Annotated in this window: 13 protein-coding genes; 12 read left to right on the forward strand and 1 reads right to left on the reverse strand. The window is 71.0% G+C overall.

The genetic code is table 11. From position 1 onward, the window contains the following. Positions 1 to 144: 144 nt before the first annotated feature. Positions 145 to 891 carry a hypothetical protein gene (locus tag JIG36_RS04445; protein ID WP_203374665.1) on the reverse strand — a complete coding sequence of 249 codons (747 nt, stop codon included), beginning with the start codon at positions 889 to 891 and terminating at the stop codon, positions 145 to 147. Between the two features lie 684 nt (positions 892 to 1575). On the opposite strand from JIG36_RS04445, the gene JIG36_RS04450 reads away from it, so the two are divergent. The 12 genes from JIG36_RS04450 to JIG36_RS04505 all read left to right on the forward strand — a co-directional run bounded on the left by JIG36_RS04450 (position 1576) and on the right by JIG36_RS04505 (position 18508). Beyond that, a complete protein-coding gene (locus JIG36_RS04450) occupies positions 1576 to 1887 on the forward strand; it encodes a helix-turn-helix transcriptional regulator (protein WP_307872568.1) in 312 nt (103 codons plus the stop codon). A 23-nt stretch (positions 1888 to 1910) separates the two neighbouring features. Then, entirely contained in the window at positions 1911 to 7178 is a 5268-nt protein-coding gene (locus JIG36_RS04455; RefSeq protein WP_203374666.1) for a diguanylate cyclase, read from the forward strand. Between the two features lie 86 nt (positions 7179 to 7264). Continuing rightward, complete coding sequence (locus JIG36_RS04460) at positions 7265 to 7777, forward strand: SigE family RNA polymerase sigma factor (protein WP_203374667.1); 513 nt, start codon at positions 7265 to 7267, stop codon at positions 7775 to 7777. 82 nt (positions 7778 to 7859) lie between these two features. Continuing rightward, the gene (locus JIG36_RS04465; protein WP_203374668.1) at positions 7860 to 9080 is read left to right on the forward strand and encodes a hypothetical protein; all 1221 of its coding nucleotides are present in this window, start codon (positions 7860 to 7862) and stop codon (positions 9078 to 9080) included. A gap of 180 nt (positions 9081 to 9260) precedes the next feature. Further along, positions 9261 to 10304, forward strand: coding sequence for a TerC/Alx family metal homeostasis membrane protein (locus JIG36_RS04470; protein WP_203375018.1), 1044 nt, complete (start codon positions 9261 to 9263; stop codon positions 10302 to 10304). Between the two features lie 177 nt (positions 10305 to 10481). Further along, positions 10482 to 11504 carry a LacI family DNA-binding transcriptional regulator gene (locus JIG36_RS04475; RefSeq protein WP_203374669.1) on the forward strand — a complete coding sequence of 341 codons (1023 nt, stop codon included), beginning with the start codon at positions 10482 to 10484 and terminating at the stop codon, positions 11502 to 11504. A 21-nt stretch (positions 11505 to 11525) separates the two neighbouring features. Beyond that, positions 11526 to 12812: an extracellular solute-binding protein gene (locus JIG36_RS04480; protein WP_203374670.1), complete on the forward strand. Its 1287-nt coding sequence runs from the start codon at positions 11526 to 11528 to the stop codon at positions 12810 to 12812. Further along, positions 12812 to 13732 (forward strand): carbohydrate ABC transporter permease, encoded by a 921-nt coding sequence (locus JIG36_RS04485; RefSeq protein ID WP_203374671.1) that lies wholly within the window; start codon positions 12812 to 12814, stop codon positions 13730 to 13732. Before JIG36_RS04480 ends, JIG36_RS04485 begins: the two co-directional genes overlap by 1 nt. Before the next feature lies 1 nt (position 13733). Next, entirely contained in the window at positions 13734 to 14564 is an 831-nt protein-coding gene (locus JIG36_RS04490; RefSeq protein ID WP_203374672.1) for a carbohydrate ABC transporter permease, read from the forward strand. 1 nt (position 14565) lies between these two features. Beyond that, positions 14566 to 15711, forward strand: coding sequence for a glycoside hydrolase family 130 protein (locus tag JIG36_RS04495; protein WP_203374673.1), 1146 nt, complete (start codon positions 14566 to 14568; stop codon positions 15709 to 15711). Beyond that, entirely contained in the window at positions 15638 to 17707 is a 2070-nt protein-coding gene (locus tag JIG36_RS04500; protein WP_203374674.1) for a hypothetical protein, read from the forward strand. Before JIG36_RS04495 ends, JIG36_RS04500 begins: the two co-directional genes overlap by 74 nt. 36 nt (positions 17708 to 17743) lie before the next feature. Next, entirely contained in the window at positions 17744 to 18508 is a 765-nt protein-coding gene (locus JIG36_RS04505) for a phytanoyl-CoA dioxygenase family protein (protein WP_203374675.1), read from the forward strand. Positions 18509 to 18512 lie beyond the last annotated feature (4 nt).

Here is an 18512-nt window from a genome sequence, read left to right on the forward strand (position 1 = left end):
GGGCGGCTAAAGATAGCGGCAGTGATCTTGTGGGCAACAGCGCCGGTGCGGCATTCGCGGCTGACGTTCCCGGCGGTCCCGGCTCCACCGTTCGGCTGAATCACTTCGAAACCCGTCAAGACGGGCGTCCCCGTGCGGGACCACTCAGCCCAGGTCGGGGTGGACCATCCAGACATTCGGTTCCCAGTACGAGCCCACGTCGCCCGCCACGTCGATGCGCACCGGCGCCAGGCCCTCGGGGAAGACATAGTCGCCGCTCTCCGGGAAGAGCATGCCCGTCCACTCCTCCCACTCCCCCACCGTCCCGGTGATGATCATCGACTCGGGCAGCGTCGTCGACACCCGGGCACCGAGCCGCTCGTGGACCCGCATCCAGGGGTCGAGCAGTTGCCCGTCGGGCCGCCGCCACCGCACGAACTGCTCGATCGGGGTGAGCGGGTAGCGCTCCTTCCAGGACGGCCGCACCGGCGCCACCAGGTGGGTGAGCCCCCGGCGCCGCGCGACCTCACGCATCGCGGTCAGCAACTCACGCGCCAGGCCACGGCGGCGACCGCCCCGCGGAGTCTCGGCCGCCAGCGCACACAGCGTGTTCACGGGCTCACCGGCCCGCGTACGGGCGAAGCACTGCTCGATGGCCGAGTCGATGCCGTCCGGCAGGTTCGCGTCGTCGCCGTCCCACCACAAGGGACCGGTGTGCCCCTCGGCCACGACCGCCCCGGTCTCGTCGTCCCACAGCACGAACTGGTAGTCGGCCAGCTCCTCGTCGAGGTACGCCCACAAGGGACCGAGCCGGTCACCGTGCATGTTGTACTCCGGCCAGACCTCGGCCGAGGGAATGCCGCGCTCCCACAGATCGGGCCGTTCCGCGGCCGTGTGCATCGTCAGCGCCATGCCCCTCATGATGAGCCCGCGACCGCCGTTTGAGGAGTGAGATTTTTTCGCACCTCGGTCACTCAGGTGTGGAACATCAGGGCACTCAGCGAAGGCATGACGATCAGCGGGAGCAAAGCCGTCCACAGTGAGGTGACGTCGGCCAGGTGGCCGATCAGGGGGCGGCCAGGCCGCCAGCACTGACGGTCAAGCCAAGGGTCGTGCCGCTGACTGTGCCGACCCGGGACAGCACGCAGACCAGGCTGGCGACGCGCACCCGACCCAGCGGGCCGGGCTTCGACCACGCTACGCCTGAGCCCCGCCCGATAACCGTTGTCCACAATTCCGGCTTGTCCACAGGCCCCACCCCAAGATCGCCCAAATCGCGAAACAATGGGGACTAGGGTGGTGGTCCCCCTGGCAGGGCGGGCCATGGATAGGAGTAGCACCTGGGGCCGGGAGCAACAGCCACCCACGACGCCAAACCGAGCGTGGCGCGGCCGCCCCGCAGAGAGCCGCCGATGCCGCCCGGATAGCGGACGAACAGTGCCGCGGTGCCGGCCGACGACGTGCCCAGGGCGGTGCTGGGCGTAGAGCGAGACGAACGTTCCGAGGCCGACGAACGCGACCGACCGGAACACCACGGCGAGGGTCAGGCGTACGGACGATCCGGGCGATTCCCGTACGCTGGCGCAGCTCGGACGGGTGGTCGGTGCGAGCGACCGTACGCTGTCCCGGCTGTTCCGCCACGACCTGGGCATGACGTTTCCGCAGTGGCGCACCCAGCTCCGGCTGCACCGCGCGCTGGTGCTGCTGGCCGACGGAGCGCCGGTGACCATAGTGGCGCACCGGTGCGGGTGGTCGTCGGCGAGTACGTTCATCGATGTCTTTCGCCGCACGTTCGGGAACACGCCCGGGGCCCACCTGCCCCGACGGCCGCCCGGACCGGCTGGACAAGCGATCGAATTCGCCGCGGAGGTGGTGTCCCACCAGGGGCGGGGCGTACCGTCCGGATAGCCCGCCGGGAATGGAAGGACGAGTTGACCGCCATCTTTGGGACGACACCCGAGTCGGTCTCCGACCTCGAGGTGATCGCGCAGCTCGGCCGTGGGGCCGAGACGGTGGTCTACCGTGTCCGCCGCCACGGGGAGGACTATGCCCTCAAGGTGCTGTCGGCGGCCGACGGCGAGCACGCTCTCACCATGATCCGCCGGGAGGCGGCGCTGCTCGGCTGCGTCGGTCACCCGCTGCTCCCGCGCATCTTCGAGGTCGGCCGGTCGTCCGCCGGGGCCTATCTGGTCCTCGAATACATCGACGGCGCGCCGCTGTCGCAGGTGCTGCGCCGCGGGCCGCTCGACGAGGACGACGCCCTCCGCCTGGCCATCGACCTGGTGGGGCCGCTGGCCGCCGCCCACCGGGCCGGCCTGGTGCACCGTGACGTCAAACCCGACAACGTGATCGTGGAGCGGACCGGCACCAGCCGCCTGATCGACTTCGGGCTGGCCGGGCGGGGTGGGGCCGACGACCGGATCGCGGGCACGCTGTCCTACTGCGCCCCCGAACAGACCGGCATGCTCAAGCGGCCGGTCGACGGCCGCTCCGACCTCTACGCCCTCGGCGTGCTGCTGCACGAATGTGTCACCGGCCGGCTCCCGTACGCCTCGGACGACATCGGCGAGCTGATCCGGCTGCACGCCACCGCGCCGGTGCCCGACGCCCGCGAGACCCGCCCCGACCTGTCCCCGACGATGGCCGCGATCATCGCCACGCTGATGGCCAAGGACCCGGACGACCGCTACCAGAGCGGCGACGGCCTGCTCAGTGATCTGCGGCGGCTGGCCGAGCGGCCCGGTGACCGGTTCGCGGTGGCGTCCGACCGCCGGGGCGTCCGCCCGATCGGGCCCACCCTGCTGGTCGGCCGTGACCAGGAGGTGATCGCGCTGGCCAACCGCTGGCTGCGGGCGCGGGACGGCGCGGGTGGGGCGGCCGTCGTCGAGGGCCCGGCCGGCGCGGGCAAGACACGGCTGGTGCGGGAACTGACGAACGCCGTCAAGTCGGACGGTGATCTGGTCCTCTACGGCAAGTGCGTGCCCGACGACCCGGTGCCGCTGGCGCCTCTGCGCGGGGCGGTCGAGCGTTATCTCCGTACGGTGGAACGCCTCCCCGACGGTGAGCGGGAACGCGCGATCGGGCGGCTGACCCGGGCCGCGGGCCGCGGTGGCCCCCTGCTGCGCACGCTGTCGCCGCTGCTGGCCGACCTGATGCAGGCCCCCCGCATCGGCGAGCTCAACCGGCAGGAACAGTTCGTCAACGCCGTCGCCGCCTTCCTGGTCGGGCTGGCCGACGAGTTCCAGGGCGCGGTGCTGCACATCGACGACGTGCAGTGGCTCGACGGCCCGACCCGCCGGGTGCTGCAACAGGTGACCAACCGGCTCACCGGCACCCCGCTGCTGGTGATCGCGACCAGCCGGGACGACGCCGACAGCGCGGCCGCGCTCGACCGGTTCGGCGCCGACATGGACGCCACCCTGGACACCCGCCTGCCGCTGCGCCCGCTCGACCGCGACGCCGTGATCCAGCTCGTCGAGGAACACCTGGGCGGGGTCAGCCTGCCCGGGGCCCAGATCGCCGAGCTGGCCGAACGGGCCGGCGGCAACCCGTTCATCGTCGGCGAGTACGTCCGCGCGGTCTTCGACGCCGGGCTGATCGCGCCCACCTGGAAGGGCTGGCGGCTCGACCTGGCCGGGCTCGACCGTCTGGAGCTGTCGGGCGACGCCGTCGACCTGGTGCTGCAGCGCATCGACGGCCTCGGCGAAGAGAGCCGGCGCCTGCTGGTGGCGGGCGCGACGGCCGGTCGCTGGTTCCCGGCCGAGCTGGTGGCGGCGGTCTGCGCCATCGACCCCCGGCACGCGCGGGCCCTGCTGACCGAGGCCGAGTCGCGGCGGCTGGTGACCGCGGCCGGCACCGGCGGATACCGGTTCCTGCACGACCGCATCCGCGAGGCTCTGCTGGTCGGCCTCGACGACGCCGCCCTGCGCCGGATGCATCAGCGGATCGCCGAGATGCTCGACGCGGCCACCTTCGACGACCCCCGCTACGTCTATTCCACGGCCCGGCACTACGCGCTCGGCGAGACCCACCGCCGGCCCGACCGGGTGCACCTGAGCGGCCTCAACGCCGGGCGGCTGGCCCTGGCCGAGCACGCGCCGGCCGAGGCTCGCACGTTCCTCGAGGCGGCCCGGCAGGCGGCCGAGAGCGCCGGTCTGGCCCCGCAGCCGGGCTTCTATGTGGCGCTGGGCACGAGCTGCGCCCGCACCGGCCGGTTCGCCGAGGCGCTGCGGCACCTCGACCACGCGCTGCGCGACGAGCCCGACAAGTTGCGCCGAGCCGAGATCCGGGCCCAGGTGGCGCAGGTGCACAACAGCTCGTGGAACCCGGACCGGGCCTTCGACGCCGTACGCCGGGGGCTCGCCGAAGTGGGCAGGCCGCTCCCCCGCGGCCGGGTCGGGCTGGTGCTGACCACGCTGGTGTCGGTGCTGCTCGGCCTGTTCGTGGGGCGTACCCACGTCGGCTTCGGCACCGCCCGCGACCGCAGCCGGGAACGCTACCGCCTGCAGGCCATCCTCTATGACCTGGGCACGTTCGCGCTGTCCATGCGGATGCGCCGCCTGATGCGGGCCATGATGAGCCTGCGCGCGCTCTACCCGATCAACCGGCTCGGCCCGGGCCGCGAATACGCCCAGCACATGGCCGGCCTCGGCGTGATCGCTGACGTGGCCGCCCGCCCGGCGCTGGCGTCCCGGCTGTTCGACCGGGCCGCGGCCGTGGCCGCCGAGATCGGCGACCCCGAGCTGGTGGGCTACGTCGAGTGGAAGCGCGGCGCGGGCAGCCACCTCGGCGGACGCGACGACGACTCGCAGATCTGGGGCAAGGCGCTGATCGAGCACGAACGCTGGCTCGAGCTGGGCGACTACCTGACCGCGGTCGGCGGCGTCTGCATGCAGTTCTTCAAGCGCGGCCGCACCGCCGACGCCGAGGCCTGGCTGCAGCGGGCCAAGACGCGGATCGGGCCGGGCAACGAGGCCGAGGGCAACGCCATCCGGGCGGTCGAGGCGGTGCTGGCCGCGCAGCGCGGGCGGGCCGAGCAGGCGAACGCCCACATCGAGGCGCTGCGCCGGTTCCTGCGGGCCAACCCCGACAACCCGATGCAACTGATCAACCTGTACGGGGCCCGGATGGTCGCCCTGGTCGAGCAGGACCAGCTGGGCGAGCCGTTCGACCGGCTCACGGCCGAGTTCGCCGAGCTCGGCCTGACGCCGGGGTCGATCGTCCCCGAGCAGCGGGTGATCTACGTCTTCGAGGCGCTGGGCCGGCTGACCCGCTGCCACCGGGCCGGGGCCGCGGCCGGTCCCGAGCTGCTGGCCGCCGCGGGCGAGGCGGTCGGGCGGCTCGGCGAGAAGGCGACCGACAAGCCGCTGCGGGCGTTCCACCGGGTCACCCGGGCCGACCTCGAACTGCTGCGCGGCCGCCCCGAGGAGGCGGTGCGCACGCTGGCCGGGGTGGACAGTGACCTGCTGCCGATGGACGCGCCACTGATCACGTACGAGGCGGCGCGCGTACGGGCGAGGGCGTTCCAGGCGCTGAACCAGCCGGCCCCGGCCGCCCACGAGGCGATCGCGGCCCGCACGATCGCCGCCGAGCAGCAGTGGCCGCAGCGGGTGCGGTGGGTCGAGGAGGAGTTCCCCGAGAGCAAGCCCGAGCCGGGCCCCGCTCCCCTGGTCACCACCGGCGGCCGGCACGCCGCCGAGGGCGGGGCGGCCGCCCTCTATCGCCGCCGGTTGGAAGCGTTGCAGCAGGTCAGCCTGGCCTCGGCGACCGTGCTCGACCCGCGCGAGCTGGCCCGGGTGGCGCTCGACGAGACGCTGCGCTTCCTTGGGGCCGAGCGGGCCTTCCTGTTCCTGCTCGACCGCGACCTGGGCCAGCTCGTGCCGCACGTGGGCCGCGACGGCGAGGGCCGCGAGATCCACGAGTTCACCGGTTACAGCGCGACCCTGGTCGACCGGGTGCTCGAGACGGGTGAGCCGCTGGTGGTGACCGGCTCCGAGGAGGGCGCGGCGCTCGGCTCGCACAGCATGCAGGCGCACGGCCTGCGCAGCATCATGATCGCCCCGCTGAAGTTCGACGGGCAGCTGCGCGGCCTGGTCTATCTGGACAGCCGCATCGCCAAGGGCGTGTTCACCGGCGACGACGTGGCCATCCTCAAGGCCATCACCAACCACATCGCGGTGTCGATGGAGACCGCGCGGGCGGCCCAGCTGGAGGTCGCGGTGCAGACCGCGAGCCGGCAGCGCGACGTGGCCGAGACCCTGCGCGCGGCCATGGCCGACCAGAGCTCGTCACTCGACCCCGACGAGGTGATGCGGCGGCTGCTGGACAGCCTGGCCCGCACGGTCGGCGGCAACTCGGCCGTGCTGCTGAGCCGGGGCGAAGCCGACGGGCTGGTCGTAGCGGCCTCGCACGGCGCCGCGGCCCGGGTCGGCGAACACTTCTCCGTACCGTCCGATCTGCTCGGTCTGACCGGCCCGCGAGCGCGCACGGCGGCCCCCGGCGAAGAGTCGATCGACGAACTGCTCGGTTCGCCGCGCAGCTGGTGGGCGGTGCCGGTGTCGCTGCGGGGTGAGCCGTTCGGCATCCTGCTGGTCGGGTCGGCCCGCGAGCAGCCCATCACCGAGGCCCAGGCGCAGACCGCGGCCGCGATCGCCGGGCAGGGCATGACCGCGTACGAGAATGCCCGTCTGTTCAGCCAGGTGCGGCGGATGGCGACCGTCGACGGGCTCACCGGCGTCTTCAACCGCAACCACTTCTTCACCGAGGCCGACCGGCACCTGCGCCACGCCCGGGACTACCGCACGCCGATCGCCGCCGTCATGGTCGACATCGATCACTTCAAGAGCATCAACGACACGTACGGGCATCCGGTCGGCGACGAGGTCATCCGGGTGGTGGCCGACCGTCTGCGGCGGGCGCTGGGCGAGGGTGACGTGCTGGGCCGCTACGGCGGTGAGGAGTTCGCGGTGGTCACGCCGCAGGACAGGCCACTCGCGACGGAGCTGGCCGAGCGGCTGCACGACGTGGTCTCGGGTGAGCCGGTGCCCACCGCCGCGGGCGCGTTGCCGGTCACCATCAGCCTCGGCCTGGCCTGCGGCAACGGCGACGACCCCGATCTGCAGCAGCTGCTGACCCGGGCCGACCGGGCGCTCTACCAGGCCAAACAGACCGGCCGCGACCGCGTCTGCATCGCTCCCTAGATTTTTTCGCGGCCGGACCCAACCGATCGCGGCCGGATTCCCGTCGGATACGCGGTGACGGTGACGGTGACGGGGAACGGAGCGGGATGCCGAAACGATCGGACGGCGATTATCTGGCCTTCGTGGAGGGCCGGGTGGCCGGGCTCCGGCGTGCGGCCTATCTGCTCTGCGGTGACCCGCACGCGGCCGACGACATCGTGCAGGAGACGCTGACCAAGCTCTACACCCGGTGGCATCGGATCGGCGAGGTGGACAACCTCGACGCGTACGTCCATACCGTGCTGGTCCGGGTCTTCCTGGACGAACGCCGGCGCGGCTGGTGGAAGGTCGCGCTGCTGGACTGGCTGCCCGAGCGGGCGGCGGCCCGCCCGCAGACGGTCCCGGCCGAGGAGCAGTCGGTGGTGCGCCAGGCGCTGATGAGCCTGCCGCCCCGGCAGCGGGCCGTCGTGGTGCTGCGCTTCCTCTGCGACCAGCCGGTGCGCGACGTCGCCCACTACCTGGGCTGCTCCGAGGGAACCGTGAAGAGCCAGACATCGGTCGCACTGGACCGGCTGCGCCAGATCTTCGACGAGACCGCCACCGTCGCCGACCCCCGGTGAACCCGATGCCGAAAAGCCCGAAATTTGCGATGACACCGTCGCCGAGATCTCAGGACCCGCGATGACACAGGAGAGCACCGATATGAGCGAGGACGATCGCGCGGTCCGGATCCTGCGGACGCTGCCCGACGAGCCACCCGCCCCCTCGACCGTCGACCTGGCCCGCACCATCACCGACGGAAAACGCCGCCGCCGGACCCGGCAGTGGTCGGGCGGCGTGGCGGTGGCGGCGGTGACGGCCGTGGCGGCCACCGGCGGCGCATTGGCTCTCCGTGAGACGCCGTCCCCGCCCCCTTTGATCCCACCGGCGGCTTCGAAGGCCCCGGTGGCGTCGAAGGCCGCCGTGCCGGTGCCGACCGGCTGCGCGGTGGCGCTGCTGCCCACCGGCGGGATCAAGAAAGCCCTGATCACGGCCAGCGACCCCAGCGGACGCTACCAAGCCGGCCGCATCTATCCCGGCGACGACGTCCGGACGGTCTTCTGGAAGGACGGCGTGCTGCAGTCCACGCCGTCGATGCCCGGGGCCGACGCCTCCTACGACGACATCAACTCGGCCGGTCTGGCCGTCGGCACCAGCTTCGAGGGCGAGGAGCAGCGGGCGTACGCCACCGACCGGGGCACCGTGAAGCAACTGGCCGGCGGCCGGGCGGCGGCGGCCGCGGTCAACGACAAGGGTGTCATCGTCGGCACCCTGGGCGCGCCGTTCTTCGACGGCGTCCCGGCCCGCTGGGCGTCGGCGACCGCCCGGCCCGAGAAGCTGCCGCTCCCGGACGGGTACATCGGCGGGGACGCCACGGTGATCGACGAGGACGGCACGGTCGCCGGTCGGATCTACCGCAAGGTCGGCCGGCTGGCCGGTTACCTCTGGCGGCCCGACGGCACCGTCAGCTTGTTGCCGGTGCCGCCCGGCAACGACTTCTTCTGGCCCGAATCCATCAGCGACGGCTGGGTCTACGGCCGGGCCGGGCAGGACACCGGCGTCAAGAACGGGCGGGCCGGGTCGGCCCGGGAGTTCACCTCGTTCAAATACGACATCGCCGCCAACAAGTACGAGCGGATGCCCGTGAACATGGGTCCACCGGCTCTCGGCGCCGAGAACGGCCGGGTGCTGGGAGTCACAGAGGGCTACTCGCCGGTGATCGTGGCCGGATCGAAGATCGTCGACCTGCCCCGATACCGGAATTTGAAGGAGTACGAGGTCACGGGCTTCAGCGCGGACGGCAAGGTGGCGGTCGGCTACACCACCGACACCGACCGGACCGAGGGCGTGGTCAACCGCCCCCTGAGGTGGACCTGCCACTGACGGGTCCGGCCCCAGGCTTTCCGCAACCGGAGCCTGCTAGGGTTCGCGGCGAGGGGAGTACCTCACAAAGAGCGTTGCGGTCATCACGGGCATCTCGGATGCCCCCGTGCGTTCGCCCGCAGCGGCATCGCGGGTGAGGGAGACCTCGGACGATCAACCATGTCCGAGGAGGTCCCCCATATGGCCGAAGTGACCCTGGCCGCCCCGCTCCAGACCATCGGCTCCCCCCTGCTGTGGACGATCAGCATCGCGGTGCTGATCGGCCTGCTCGTGGCCGACTTCGTGGTCACCCGCAAACCGCACGACGTGCCGATGCGGGAGGCGGTCGGCTGGTCCGTCTTCTACCTCACGCTCCCGGCCCTGTTCGGCCTGTTCCTGTGGTGGGTGTACGGCAGCCGGCCGGCCATCGAGTTCTACACCGGCTTCGTGGTGGAGAAGTCGCTGTCGGTCGACAACCTGTTCGTCTTCATGCTGCTGCTCACGGCGTTCGCGGTGCCGTCGGCGCTCTCCCAGCGGGTACTGCTCTACGGCATCGCCGGCGCCCTGGTGCTGCGGGGCGTCTTCATCGCGCTCGGGGCCGCCGTGCTGCAGGCCGGCACCTGGGCGTTCCTGCTGTTCGGGGCCGCGCTGCTGCTGACCGCGGTGAAGGTGCTGCGCGACGCGATGCGCGACGAGAGCCACACCATCGACGTCGATCAGATGCGCAGCGTACGGGTGATCCGCCGGTTCTTCCCGGTGACGAAGGAGTACCACGGCGCCAAGATGGTGATCCGCCAGGCCGGCAAGCGGGCCCTGACCCCACTCGCGGTCGTCGTGGTGGCGGTGTTCATGACCGACATCGTGTTCGCCGTCGACTCGGTGCCGGCCGTCTACGGCGTGACCGAAGACCCCTACCTGGTGTTCGCCACCAACGCGTTCGCCCTGATGGGTCTGCGCGCGCTCTACTTCGTGCTGCGCAACGTGCTCGACAAGCTGCGCCACCTCGACTACGGCCTGGCCATCATCCTGGCCTTCATCGGCGTGAAGCTGGTGCTGCACTGGGCCCACGGCATCTGGACGAGCCTGCCCGAGGTGCCGACCCTGGCCTCGCTGGGCGTCATCGCGGTCACCCTGATCACCGTCACGATCACCAGCCTGATCGCCAACAAGCGCGACGAGGCGGCCGCTCGCACGGCGGCGGAGACCGATCCGGTCGCGGTCGGGTCGCCGGGAGACGACCGCTGACCCGCTGAGAATCCGAGAAGGCCGCCCGACAATTCGGGCGGCCTTCGGCGTATTTCGGATATTTACCCTCGGCCGAACATCCATCTTCCGCCCTCCGGTTGTGCGTTCTTTCAAACCGGTTTAGGTTCCGTTACGAGCCGATGAATCAAACCGGTTTAGTAAACGGCGGGAGGCGGCATGACCAGGTCGGACCGACCGACAATCGTCGACGTCGCGCGCGCCGCCGGCGTTTCCAAAGGGACCGTGTCGTTCGCGTTGAACGGCCGTCCCGGCGTGGCCGAGGAGACCCGGCAGCGCATCCTCGACGCCGCCCGCGACCTCGGCTGGACCCCCAGCCACCAGGCCCGCGCGTTGTCGGTCAAGCGGGCCCTCGCCGTCGGCCTGGTCCTCGCCCGCGAGCCCGAGCTGCTCGGCGCCGACCCGTTCTTCCCGGCCTTCATCGCCGGCGTCGAGCGCACCCTGTCCGACCGCGGTCAGGCGCTCGTGCTGCAGGTGGTGCCGGAGGCCGAGGAGGAGGCCGGCTACCGGCGCCTGGCCGCCGACGGCCGGGTCGACGGGGTGTTCCTGCTCGACCTGCGCGTGGCCGACCCGCGTATCGCCCTGCTCGAGGAGCTGGGGCTGCCGGCCGTTTCGATCGCGCGGCCGGATGTGCCCAGCGGCTTCCCGGCGGTGCTGGTCGACGACCGTCCGGGCATCGCCGCCGCCGTACGGCACCTGGTCGAACTCGGCCACCGGAGGATCGCCCACGTCGCCGGCCCCTCGCAGTTCCTGCACGCTCAGGTCCGGCGGGAGGCGTTCACACAGGCGCTGGCGGACGCCGGCCTGCCCCCGGGCCACATCGTGGAAGCCGACTTCTCGGCCGCCGGCGGCGCCCGGGCCACTCGGGAACTGCTGGCCCACCAACCCACCGCAATCGTCTACGCCAACGACCTCATGGCGATCGCCGGACTGTCCGTGGCGTCCGAACTGGGCGTCGTTGTCCCAGGTCAGCTGTCGATCACCGGGTTTGACAACACCGCTCTCGCGGCATACGTCAGCCCACCCCTGACCACCGTCCGCACCGACCCCTATCTCTGGGGCCGCGCGGCCGCCGACGCGCTTCTCGCATCGATCGAGGGCGGAACGGTCGACGACGTTCCGGTCCCTCCCGCTCAACTCGTCGTCAGGGCGTCCACCGCGCCCGCGCTCCCCGCAGTTTGAAGCTGTTCGAACGGAGTCCCGATGAAACGCACCCTCCCGGCAGTCCTTCTCACCGCAACCCTCGCCCTCGCCGCCGGCTGTGACGGCAGCGGCGGTGGCGATGCCTCCGAGGCCAACGCGGCCTCCGGTCCGATCACGATCTGGCTCTCCAACAACCAGGAGGAGCTGGCCTGGGGCAAGGCCATGGTCGAGGCGTGGAACGGCCAGCACGCCGACCAGAAGATCACCGCGCAGGAGATCCCCGCCGGCAAGAGCTCGGAGGAGGTCATCGGCGCCGCCATCACGGCCGGCAACGCGCCCTGCCTGATCTTCAACACCGCGCCGGCCGCGATCCCCCAGTTCCAGAAGCAGGGCGGCCTGGTCGCGCTGGACGAGTTCGACGGCGCCGCGCAGTACATCGCCGACCGCACCGGCGACACGGCCGAGCAGTACAAGTCGCCGGACGGCAAGTTCTACCAGATGCCGTGGAAGTCGAACCCGGTCATGATCTTCTACAACAAGGACATCTTTGCCAAGGCGGGGCTCGACCCCGAGAAGCCGGTCCTGTCCACGTACGAGGAATTCCTCACCGCCGCCCGCAAGATCAAGTCTTCCGGTGCCGCGCCGGCCGCCATCTATCCGGCGCCGACGAGCGAGTTCTTCCAGTCCTGGTTCGACTTCTATCCGCTGTTCGCCGCCGAGACCGACGGCAAGCAGCTGGTGGCCGACAAGAAGGCCCAGTTCACCAGCCCCGAGGGCGAGAAGGTGGCCGGATTCTGGAAGACGCTCTACGACGAGGGCCTGGCGCCCAAGGAGCAGTACAACGGCGACTCGTTCGCCGACAAGAAGGCGGCCATGGCGATCGTCGGCCCGTGGGCGATCTCGGTCTACGGCGACAAGGTGAAGTGGGGCGCGGTGCCCGTGCCGACCTCCACCGGCAAGCCGGCCGAGCAGATCAAGACGTTCAGCGACGCCAAGAACGTGGCCATGTACTCGGCCTGCCAGAACCGGGCCACCGCCTGGGAGGTGCTGAAGTTCGCGACCAGCCAGGACGAGGACGGCAAGCTGCTCGACGCGACCGGTCAGATGCCGCTGCGCAAGGACCTGCCCGCCGCCTACCCCGACTACTTCGCCAAGAACGCCGCCTACAAGCAATTCGCCGACCAGGCCGCCCGTACGGTCGAGGTGCCCAACGTGCCCAACTCCGTCGCCATCTGGCAGGCGTTCCGCGACGCGTACTCGGAATCGGTGATCTTCGGTAAGCAGCCGGTGGCGGATGCCTTCTCGGGTGCCGCCACGAAGGTCGACCAGCTGGCCAGCGGGTCCTGATGACGACCGCCCCGATCGAGGGCGGCGTCCGGCGTAACCGAGTGGCGGCCTTCTTCGGCCGCCACCCGGTGGGCATGATCCTGGCCGCCCCCTACGCCGTCTACATCGCCGTGGTCTTCGCGTATCCGCTCGGGTTCTCGCTGTGGATCAGCTTCCAGGACTACTTCTTCGCCGCACCCGGCGCGATCGTCGACCACCCGTTCGTCGGGTTCGACAACTACACCGCGGTGCTGTCCGACCCGGCCGTCCGGCAGGCGTTCGGCAACATTCTCGTCTTCCTCGTCATCAACGTGCCGCTGACCACCGCGCTGGCCTTGCTGCTGGCGGTCGCCCTCAACCGCGTGGTCCACGCCCGCACGTTCCTGCGGGTCGCGTTCTACGTTCCGTACGTGACCGCCAGCGTGGCCGTGGTCGGCGTGTGGCTGTTCCTGTTCAACTCGGACGGACTGGTCAACACCGTGCTCGGCCCGCTCGCGCCCGACCCGTCGTGGCTGGTCAACGAGGGCCTGGCCATGCCGGTCATCGCGGTCTTCGTGACCTGGAAACAGCTCGGCTTCTTCATCCTGCTCTACCTGGCCGCGCTGCAGAACGTGCCCAAGGAGCTGTACGAGTCGGCGTCGGTCGACGGCGCCGGGGCGTGGAGCAAATTCTGGTCGGTCACGGTCCCGGCCGTACGCCCGGCCACCGCGCTCGTGGTGATCCTGTCGCTGATCACCGGGGCCAACCTGTTCACCGAGCCCTACCTGCTGACCGGGGGCGGCGGCCCGAGCGGCGCGTCCACCTCGCCGGTGCTGCTCATGTATCAGCGCGGCATCCAGCAGGGCGAGCCCGACTTCGCCGCCGCGCTGGGCGTGCTGCTGGTCATCGGCGTGCTGATCGTCGCGTTCGTCAACTGGCGCTTCATCGAACGGAGGGACTGACATGGCCCGCTGGCCCACCGTGGTGCGCTACGCCGTCCTCTTCGCCGGTGCGCTGCTGTTCCTGTTCCCCTTCTATTACATGCTGATCGGCTCGCTGCAGTCCGAACCGGACACCTCGGTCGGCGGCGCCTTCCCCACCTCGGGGCTGACGCTCGGCAACTACGCCGACATCAACTCGCGGGTCGACCTGCTCGGCTCGCTCGTCAACTCGGGCATCTTCACCGGCGGCGTTCTGCTCTGCACGGTCGTGTTCGGGGTGCTGGCCGGTTACGCGCTGGCCCGCCTGCAGTTCCGGGGCCGGGGCACGCTGTTCGTCATCGTGCTGCTGGTTCAGGTCATCCCGTTCCAGCTGCTGCTGGTGCCGCTCTATGTGCTCATCGTCCGCGGTTACGGGCTCGCCGATTCGTACCTGGGAATGATCCTGCCGTTCGCCATCAACACGACCGCGGTCTTCGTCTTCCGGCAGTTCTTCCTGCAGCTGCCGGACGACCTGTTCGCCGCGGCCCGGCTCGACGGCGCGGGCGAACTGCGGATCCTGCGGTCGGTCGCGCTGCCGCTGGTGCGGCCGGCGCTGCTGACCGCGGTGCTGCTCACGTTCATCGGCCCGTGGAACGAGTTCCTGTGGCCGTTCCTCATCACCAAGGACGCGGACATGCAACCCCTCGCCGTCTCCCTGGCCAACTACATCAGCAACGTGGCGTCGCGGGCGGCCAACCCGTTCGGCGCGATCCTGGCCGGCGCGTGCGTGCTGGCCGCCCCCGCGGTGGCGCTGTTCATCGCCTTCCAGCGGCACTTCACCTCCACCGACCTCGGCTCCGGCGTGAAAGGCTGACATGGTTCCGTACACCCTCACCCGGCTCGGCGTCGTCATGGCGCCCGAACCCGGCAACCCCCTCGAAGCCGAAGGAGTTCTCAACCCGGCCAGCGGCCGCACCCCCGACGGAAGACTGTTCCTGCTCCCCCGGCTCGTCGCCGAAGGCAACGTCTCGCGGGTCGGCCTGGCCGAGGTCTCCCTGCGCGACGGCGTGCCGGTCGGAGTGGAACGCCGCGGCGTGGTCCTCGCCCCCGACATGGGCTGGGAGCGCGGGCTGTCCAACGCGGGCGTCGAGGACCCCCGTACGACGTGGGTGCCCAGCCTCGGCCTGCACCTCATGACGTACGTGGCCTTCGGTCCGCTCGGCCCCAAGCTGGCGCTGGCCGTCTCCACCGATCTGCACACGTGGGAACGCCTCGGGCCGGTGCAGTTCCAATACCAGGCCGACCTCGACACCGACCTCAACCTGTTCCCCAACAAGGACGCGGTGTTCTTCCCGACGCCGGTTCCCGGTCCCGACGGCACTCCCTGTTACGCGATGCTGCACCGGCCCATGTGGGACCTGGGATGGTTGCGGCCGGGCGAGGGCGTACACCTGCCCGCGGGCATCACCGACGAGCGGGCCGGGATCTGGATCTCGTACGTGCCGGCCGCTTCCGTCGAGGCCGACGTGCGGGCTCTCACGCGGCCGCAGGACCACCGGTGCGTGGCCATGTCGGAGTTCGCGTTCGAGGAACTCAAGATCGGGGGCGGCCCTCCCCCGCTGCGCGTGCCCGAGGGCTGGCTGCTCATCCACCACGGTGTCACCGGATACGTGCCGTCCGGCTGGGATCCGACCGGGCAGGACGTGACGTACGCGGCGGGCGCGATGCTGCTCGACCCGGCCGACCCGGGGCGGGTCCTCGCCCGTACGCCGGAACCGATCTTTGTCCCCGAGACCGAGGACGAGTTGTCGGGCGTCGTGCCCAAGGTCGTCTTCCCCACCGCCATCGAGGAGATCGACGGCGTCCACTACGTCTTCTACGGCATGGCCGACAGCAAGATCGGCGTTGCCCGCCTGGACCGAGTCAGCCTTTCGGAGGGAGATCGCGATGAAGCGCAGATCCGTACTGCTGGGCAGCGGGTTAGCCCTGACGGCGCCATTTCTGACGTCCACGCCGGCTAGTGCCGCGGCCCGCCTGACCAACACGGCCCACCTCGACTTCCTGTGCGACACCGTGACGCCGCCGGCGCAGGAGGGGCACAGCAGCTTCGGTTCCGCGCCGATCGGTGTGCTGTGGACCTACGCCGAGCCCGACGCGGACGGTTCGTTCCGGCGGATCGGTGGCGGGCCCTACGATCCGGCCACCGACACGTACGGGCAGGGGGCGTTCAACTCCGACGACATCGCCCGGGCGGCCGTGGTCTATGTGCGGCACTGGAAGCAGACCGGTTCCACCGCCTCTCGGGCCGCGGCCGTTTCGCTGCTGCGCGGGCTCGCCTATTTCCAGACGCTTTCCGGGCCGCACCGGGGCAATTTTGTGCTCTGGATGCAGCCGGACGGGACGTTCAATCCGTCGCCGGTGCCGGTGGAGTTGCCGGATCCCTCGGACAGCGGGCCTTCGTACTGGCTGGCCCGCGCGGTGTGGGCGCTGGGTGAGGGGTATGCCGCGTTCGTCTCCGCCTCCCCCGCCTCCTCCGTCTCTTCCTCTCCTTCCTCCTCCGACCGGGTGTTCGCGGGCTTTCTGCGGGAGCGGCTCGACCTGGCTGTTGCCGCGCTCGACTCGGCCGTGCTGTCTCGTTATGGGACGTATCAGATCGTCGACGGGCGGCGGGTGCCCGCTTGGTTGATCGTGGACGGGTCGGACGCTACCGCTGAGGCTGTGTTGGGGCTTTCCGCGTACGTATCGTCGGGCGGTGGCGGCACGGCCCGGCGCGCGTTGCGGCAGTTCGCCTCGGGCATTTCTGAAATGTCGGGCGGGGACGCTCGTACGTGGCCTTTCGGCGCCGTGCTGCCGTGGGCGCTGTCGCTGTCGGACTGGCACGCGTGGGCGTCCCAGATGCCGGCCGCGCTGGCCCGGGCCGGCCAGGTGCTCGGCGACAGTCGTCTGGTGCGTCCCGCCGTGACCGACGCGGCCGCCTTCACACCGTGGATGCTCACGTCGGGCGGCCCCGACAACGGCCGTCTGCCCGCCCGCATCGATCGCAACCAGATCGCGTACGGCGTGGACTCGCGATTGCAGTCGTTGCTCGCGGTGGCCTCCGCCTCCGGGCGCTCAGGCTTCAAGCGCCTCGCCGGCATCGTCGCATCCTGGTATTTCGGCGCCAACGCCGCCGGCGCCCCCGCTTACGATCCCGCCACGGGCCGCACGGTCGACGGGATCGCGGCCGACGGAACCGTCAACCGCAACGCGGGCGCCGAGTCGACGATCCACGGCCTGCTGAGCATGCTGGCCCTGGACGCCAACCCGGAGGTGGCCGCGCTCGCCCGCCGGGGCACGGCCATCGTCGAGCGGGTCGGCTCAACCACGGTCGAGGCCGAGGCCGGCGTCATGGGCGGCGGCGCCACGGTGGTGACGCCGTCGTCCGCATGGACCGGCGAATCACAGTACAGCGAGGGAAAATACGTCCAGCTGCCCGCCGGCGGCACCATCCGCTTCACCTTGCCCGCGGCGACCCAGCCCCGCCTGGTGATGCCGATCGTCGACCTGCAGCCCGGCAGCGCCGCGACCACCAGGTGGGCCTCGGGCGGCCGGGAACTCGGCACAGTCAAGCATCGCGGCGGCCCACAGGGCGTTTCCCCCGCACCGGGCGCGCTGCTGCCGGTCACCCTGGGGGCGGAACTGCCCGCCGGCCGTACGGACCTGGTCGCCACCGCCGCGGGCGGCCCTGCCGTGGTCGACGCGGTGCTGCTCGAGCCGCTGGTGTCCCGCTATGTCATCGGTGGCACGGCTCTACTCCGCAGCGCCGCCCGCATTCCCCAAACAGCAACGGTCACACTCACCGGCAGCGGCCCAGCAACGGTCGAGGTCTACGACGCAACCGGCGTGCAACGCGCACACACAACGGTGTCCGGCACCACCGTACGGGCGCAGATCCTCCCCGGTGGTTTCACCGTGATCCGGCGGACGGTGTCCGCCGAGTGGACCGCCGCTTCCAATTCCCGGCGACTGCCGATATGAGTTGTGGGCGCGGCAGCCGGCGTCCACGCTTCCCTCATGGATGAGCGTCTGATCGAGCGGTTCGTGCGGGACGGCTTCGTGAAGCTCGACGAGGCCGTCCCCGCCGACGTGGTCGACGAGTGCGTGAGCCTGCTGTGGGCGGCGATCGACGCGGAACCGGACGACCCGAGCACCTGGACCCGGCCCGTCCACTGGGTGAGCAACATGTCCCAGCCGCCCTTCGCCCGGGCCGCGAACATGCCGGTGGTCCACAACGCCATCGACGCGGTGGTGGGCGCGGGCCGCTGGCAGCCGCGGAACGGGCTGGGTGGTTTCCCGCTGCGGTTCCCCCATTCCGACGAGCCGGACGACACCGGGTGGCACATCGAGGGGGCCTACACGCCGCCCGGTGAGACCTCGTACTTCACCAACGTCCGGTCGAGCCACCGGGCCCTGCTGTTGCTGTACCTCTTCACCGACGTCGACGAGGACAACGCCCCCACCCGGATCCGCGTCGGCTCACACATGGACGTCCCACGGGTCCTCAGCCGCTACGGCGACCGCGGCGCATCCGGCGAGACCCTTTCGCCCGAGGTGGACGCGGCGTCGTCCCACCGCGAGGTCGCGTTGGCCACCGGCCGCGCGGGCGACGTGTTCGTCTGCCACCCGTTCCTGGTCCACGCCGCCCAGCCCCATCACGGCACCCGTCCGCGGTTCCTGGCCCAGCCCTGCATCTACCCCGCGAACGGCCACATCGAGGCCCCGTTCGCCAACAGCGACTCACCCGTGGCCCGCACCATCCGGGCCGGCCTGAGAGGGTAGGGCC

This window comes from Paractinoplanes ovalisporus (assembly GCF_016834655.1).
In the GTDB taxonomy this organism is placed as follows: domain Bacteria; phylum Actinomycetota; class Actinomycetes; order Mycobacteriales; family Micromonosporaceae; genus Actinoplanes; species Actinoplanes ovalisporus.

What these genes read in the sequence shown, in the direction of transcription:
- JIG36_RS04445 (WP_203374665.1), bottom strand. Translation starts at nt 891, where the DNA reads ATGGCGCTGACGATGCACACGGCCGCGGAACGGCCCGATCTGTGGGAG.
- JIG36_RS04460 (WP_203374667.1), top strand. Translation starts at nt 7,265, where the DNA reads ATGCCGAAACGATCGGACGGCGATTATCTGGCCTTCGTGGAGGGCCGG.
- JIG36_RS04465 (WP_203374668.1), top strand. Translation starts at nt 7,860, where the DNA reads ATGAGCGAGGACGATCGCGCGGTCCGGATCCTGCGGACGCTGCCCGAC.
- JIG36_RS04470 (WP_203375018.1), top strand. Translation starts at nt 9,261, where the DNA reads ATGGCCGAAGTGACCCTGGCCGCCCCGCTCCAGACCATCGGCTCCCCC.
- JIG36_RS04475 (WP_203374669.1), top strand. Translation starts at nt 10,482, where the DNA reads ATGACCAGGTCGGACCGACCGACAATCGTCGACGTCGCGCGCGCCGCC.
- JIG36_RS04480 (WP_203374670.1), top strand. Translation starts at nt 11,526, where the DNA reads ATGAAACGCACCCTCCCGGCAGTCCTTCTCACCGCAACCCTCGCCCTC.
- JIG36_RS04485 (WP_203374671.1), top strand. Translation starts at nt 12,812, where the DNA reads ATGACGACCGCCCCGATCGAGGGCGGCGTCCGGCGTAACCGAGTGGCG.
- JIG36_RS04490 (WP_203374672.1), top strand. Translation starts at nt 13,734, where the DNA reads ATGGCCCGCTGGCCCACCGTGGTGCGCTACGCCGTCCTCTTCGCCGGT.
- JIG36_RS04495 (WP_203374673.1), top strand. Translation starts at nt 14,566, where the DNA reads ATGGTTCCGTACACCCTCACCCGGCTCGGCGTCGTCATGGCGCCCGAA.
- JIG36_RS04500 (WP_203374674.1), top strand. Translation starts at nt 15,638, where the DNA reads ATGAAGCGCAGATCCGTACTGCTGGGCAGCGGGTTAGCCCTGACGGCG.
- JIG36_RS04505 (WP_203374675.1), top strand. Translation starts at nt 17,744, where the DNA reads ATGGATGAGCGTCTGATCGAGCGGTTCGTGCGGGACGGCTTCGTGAAG.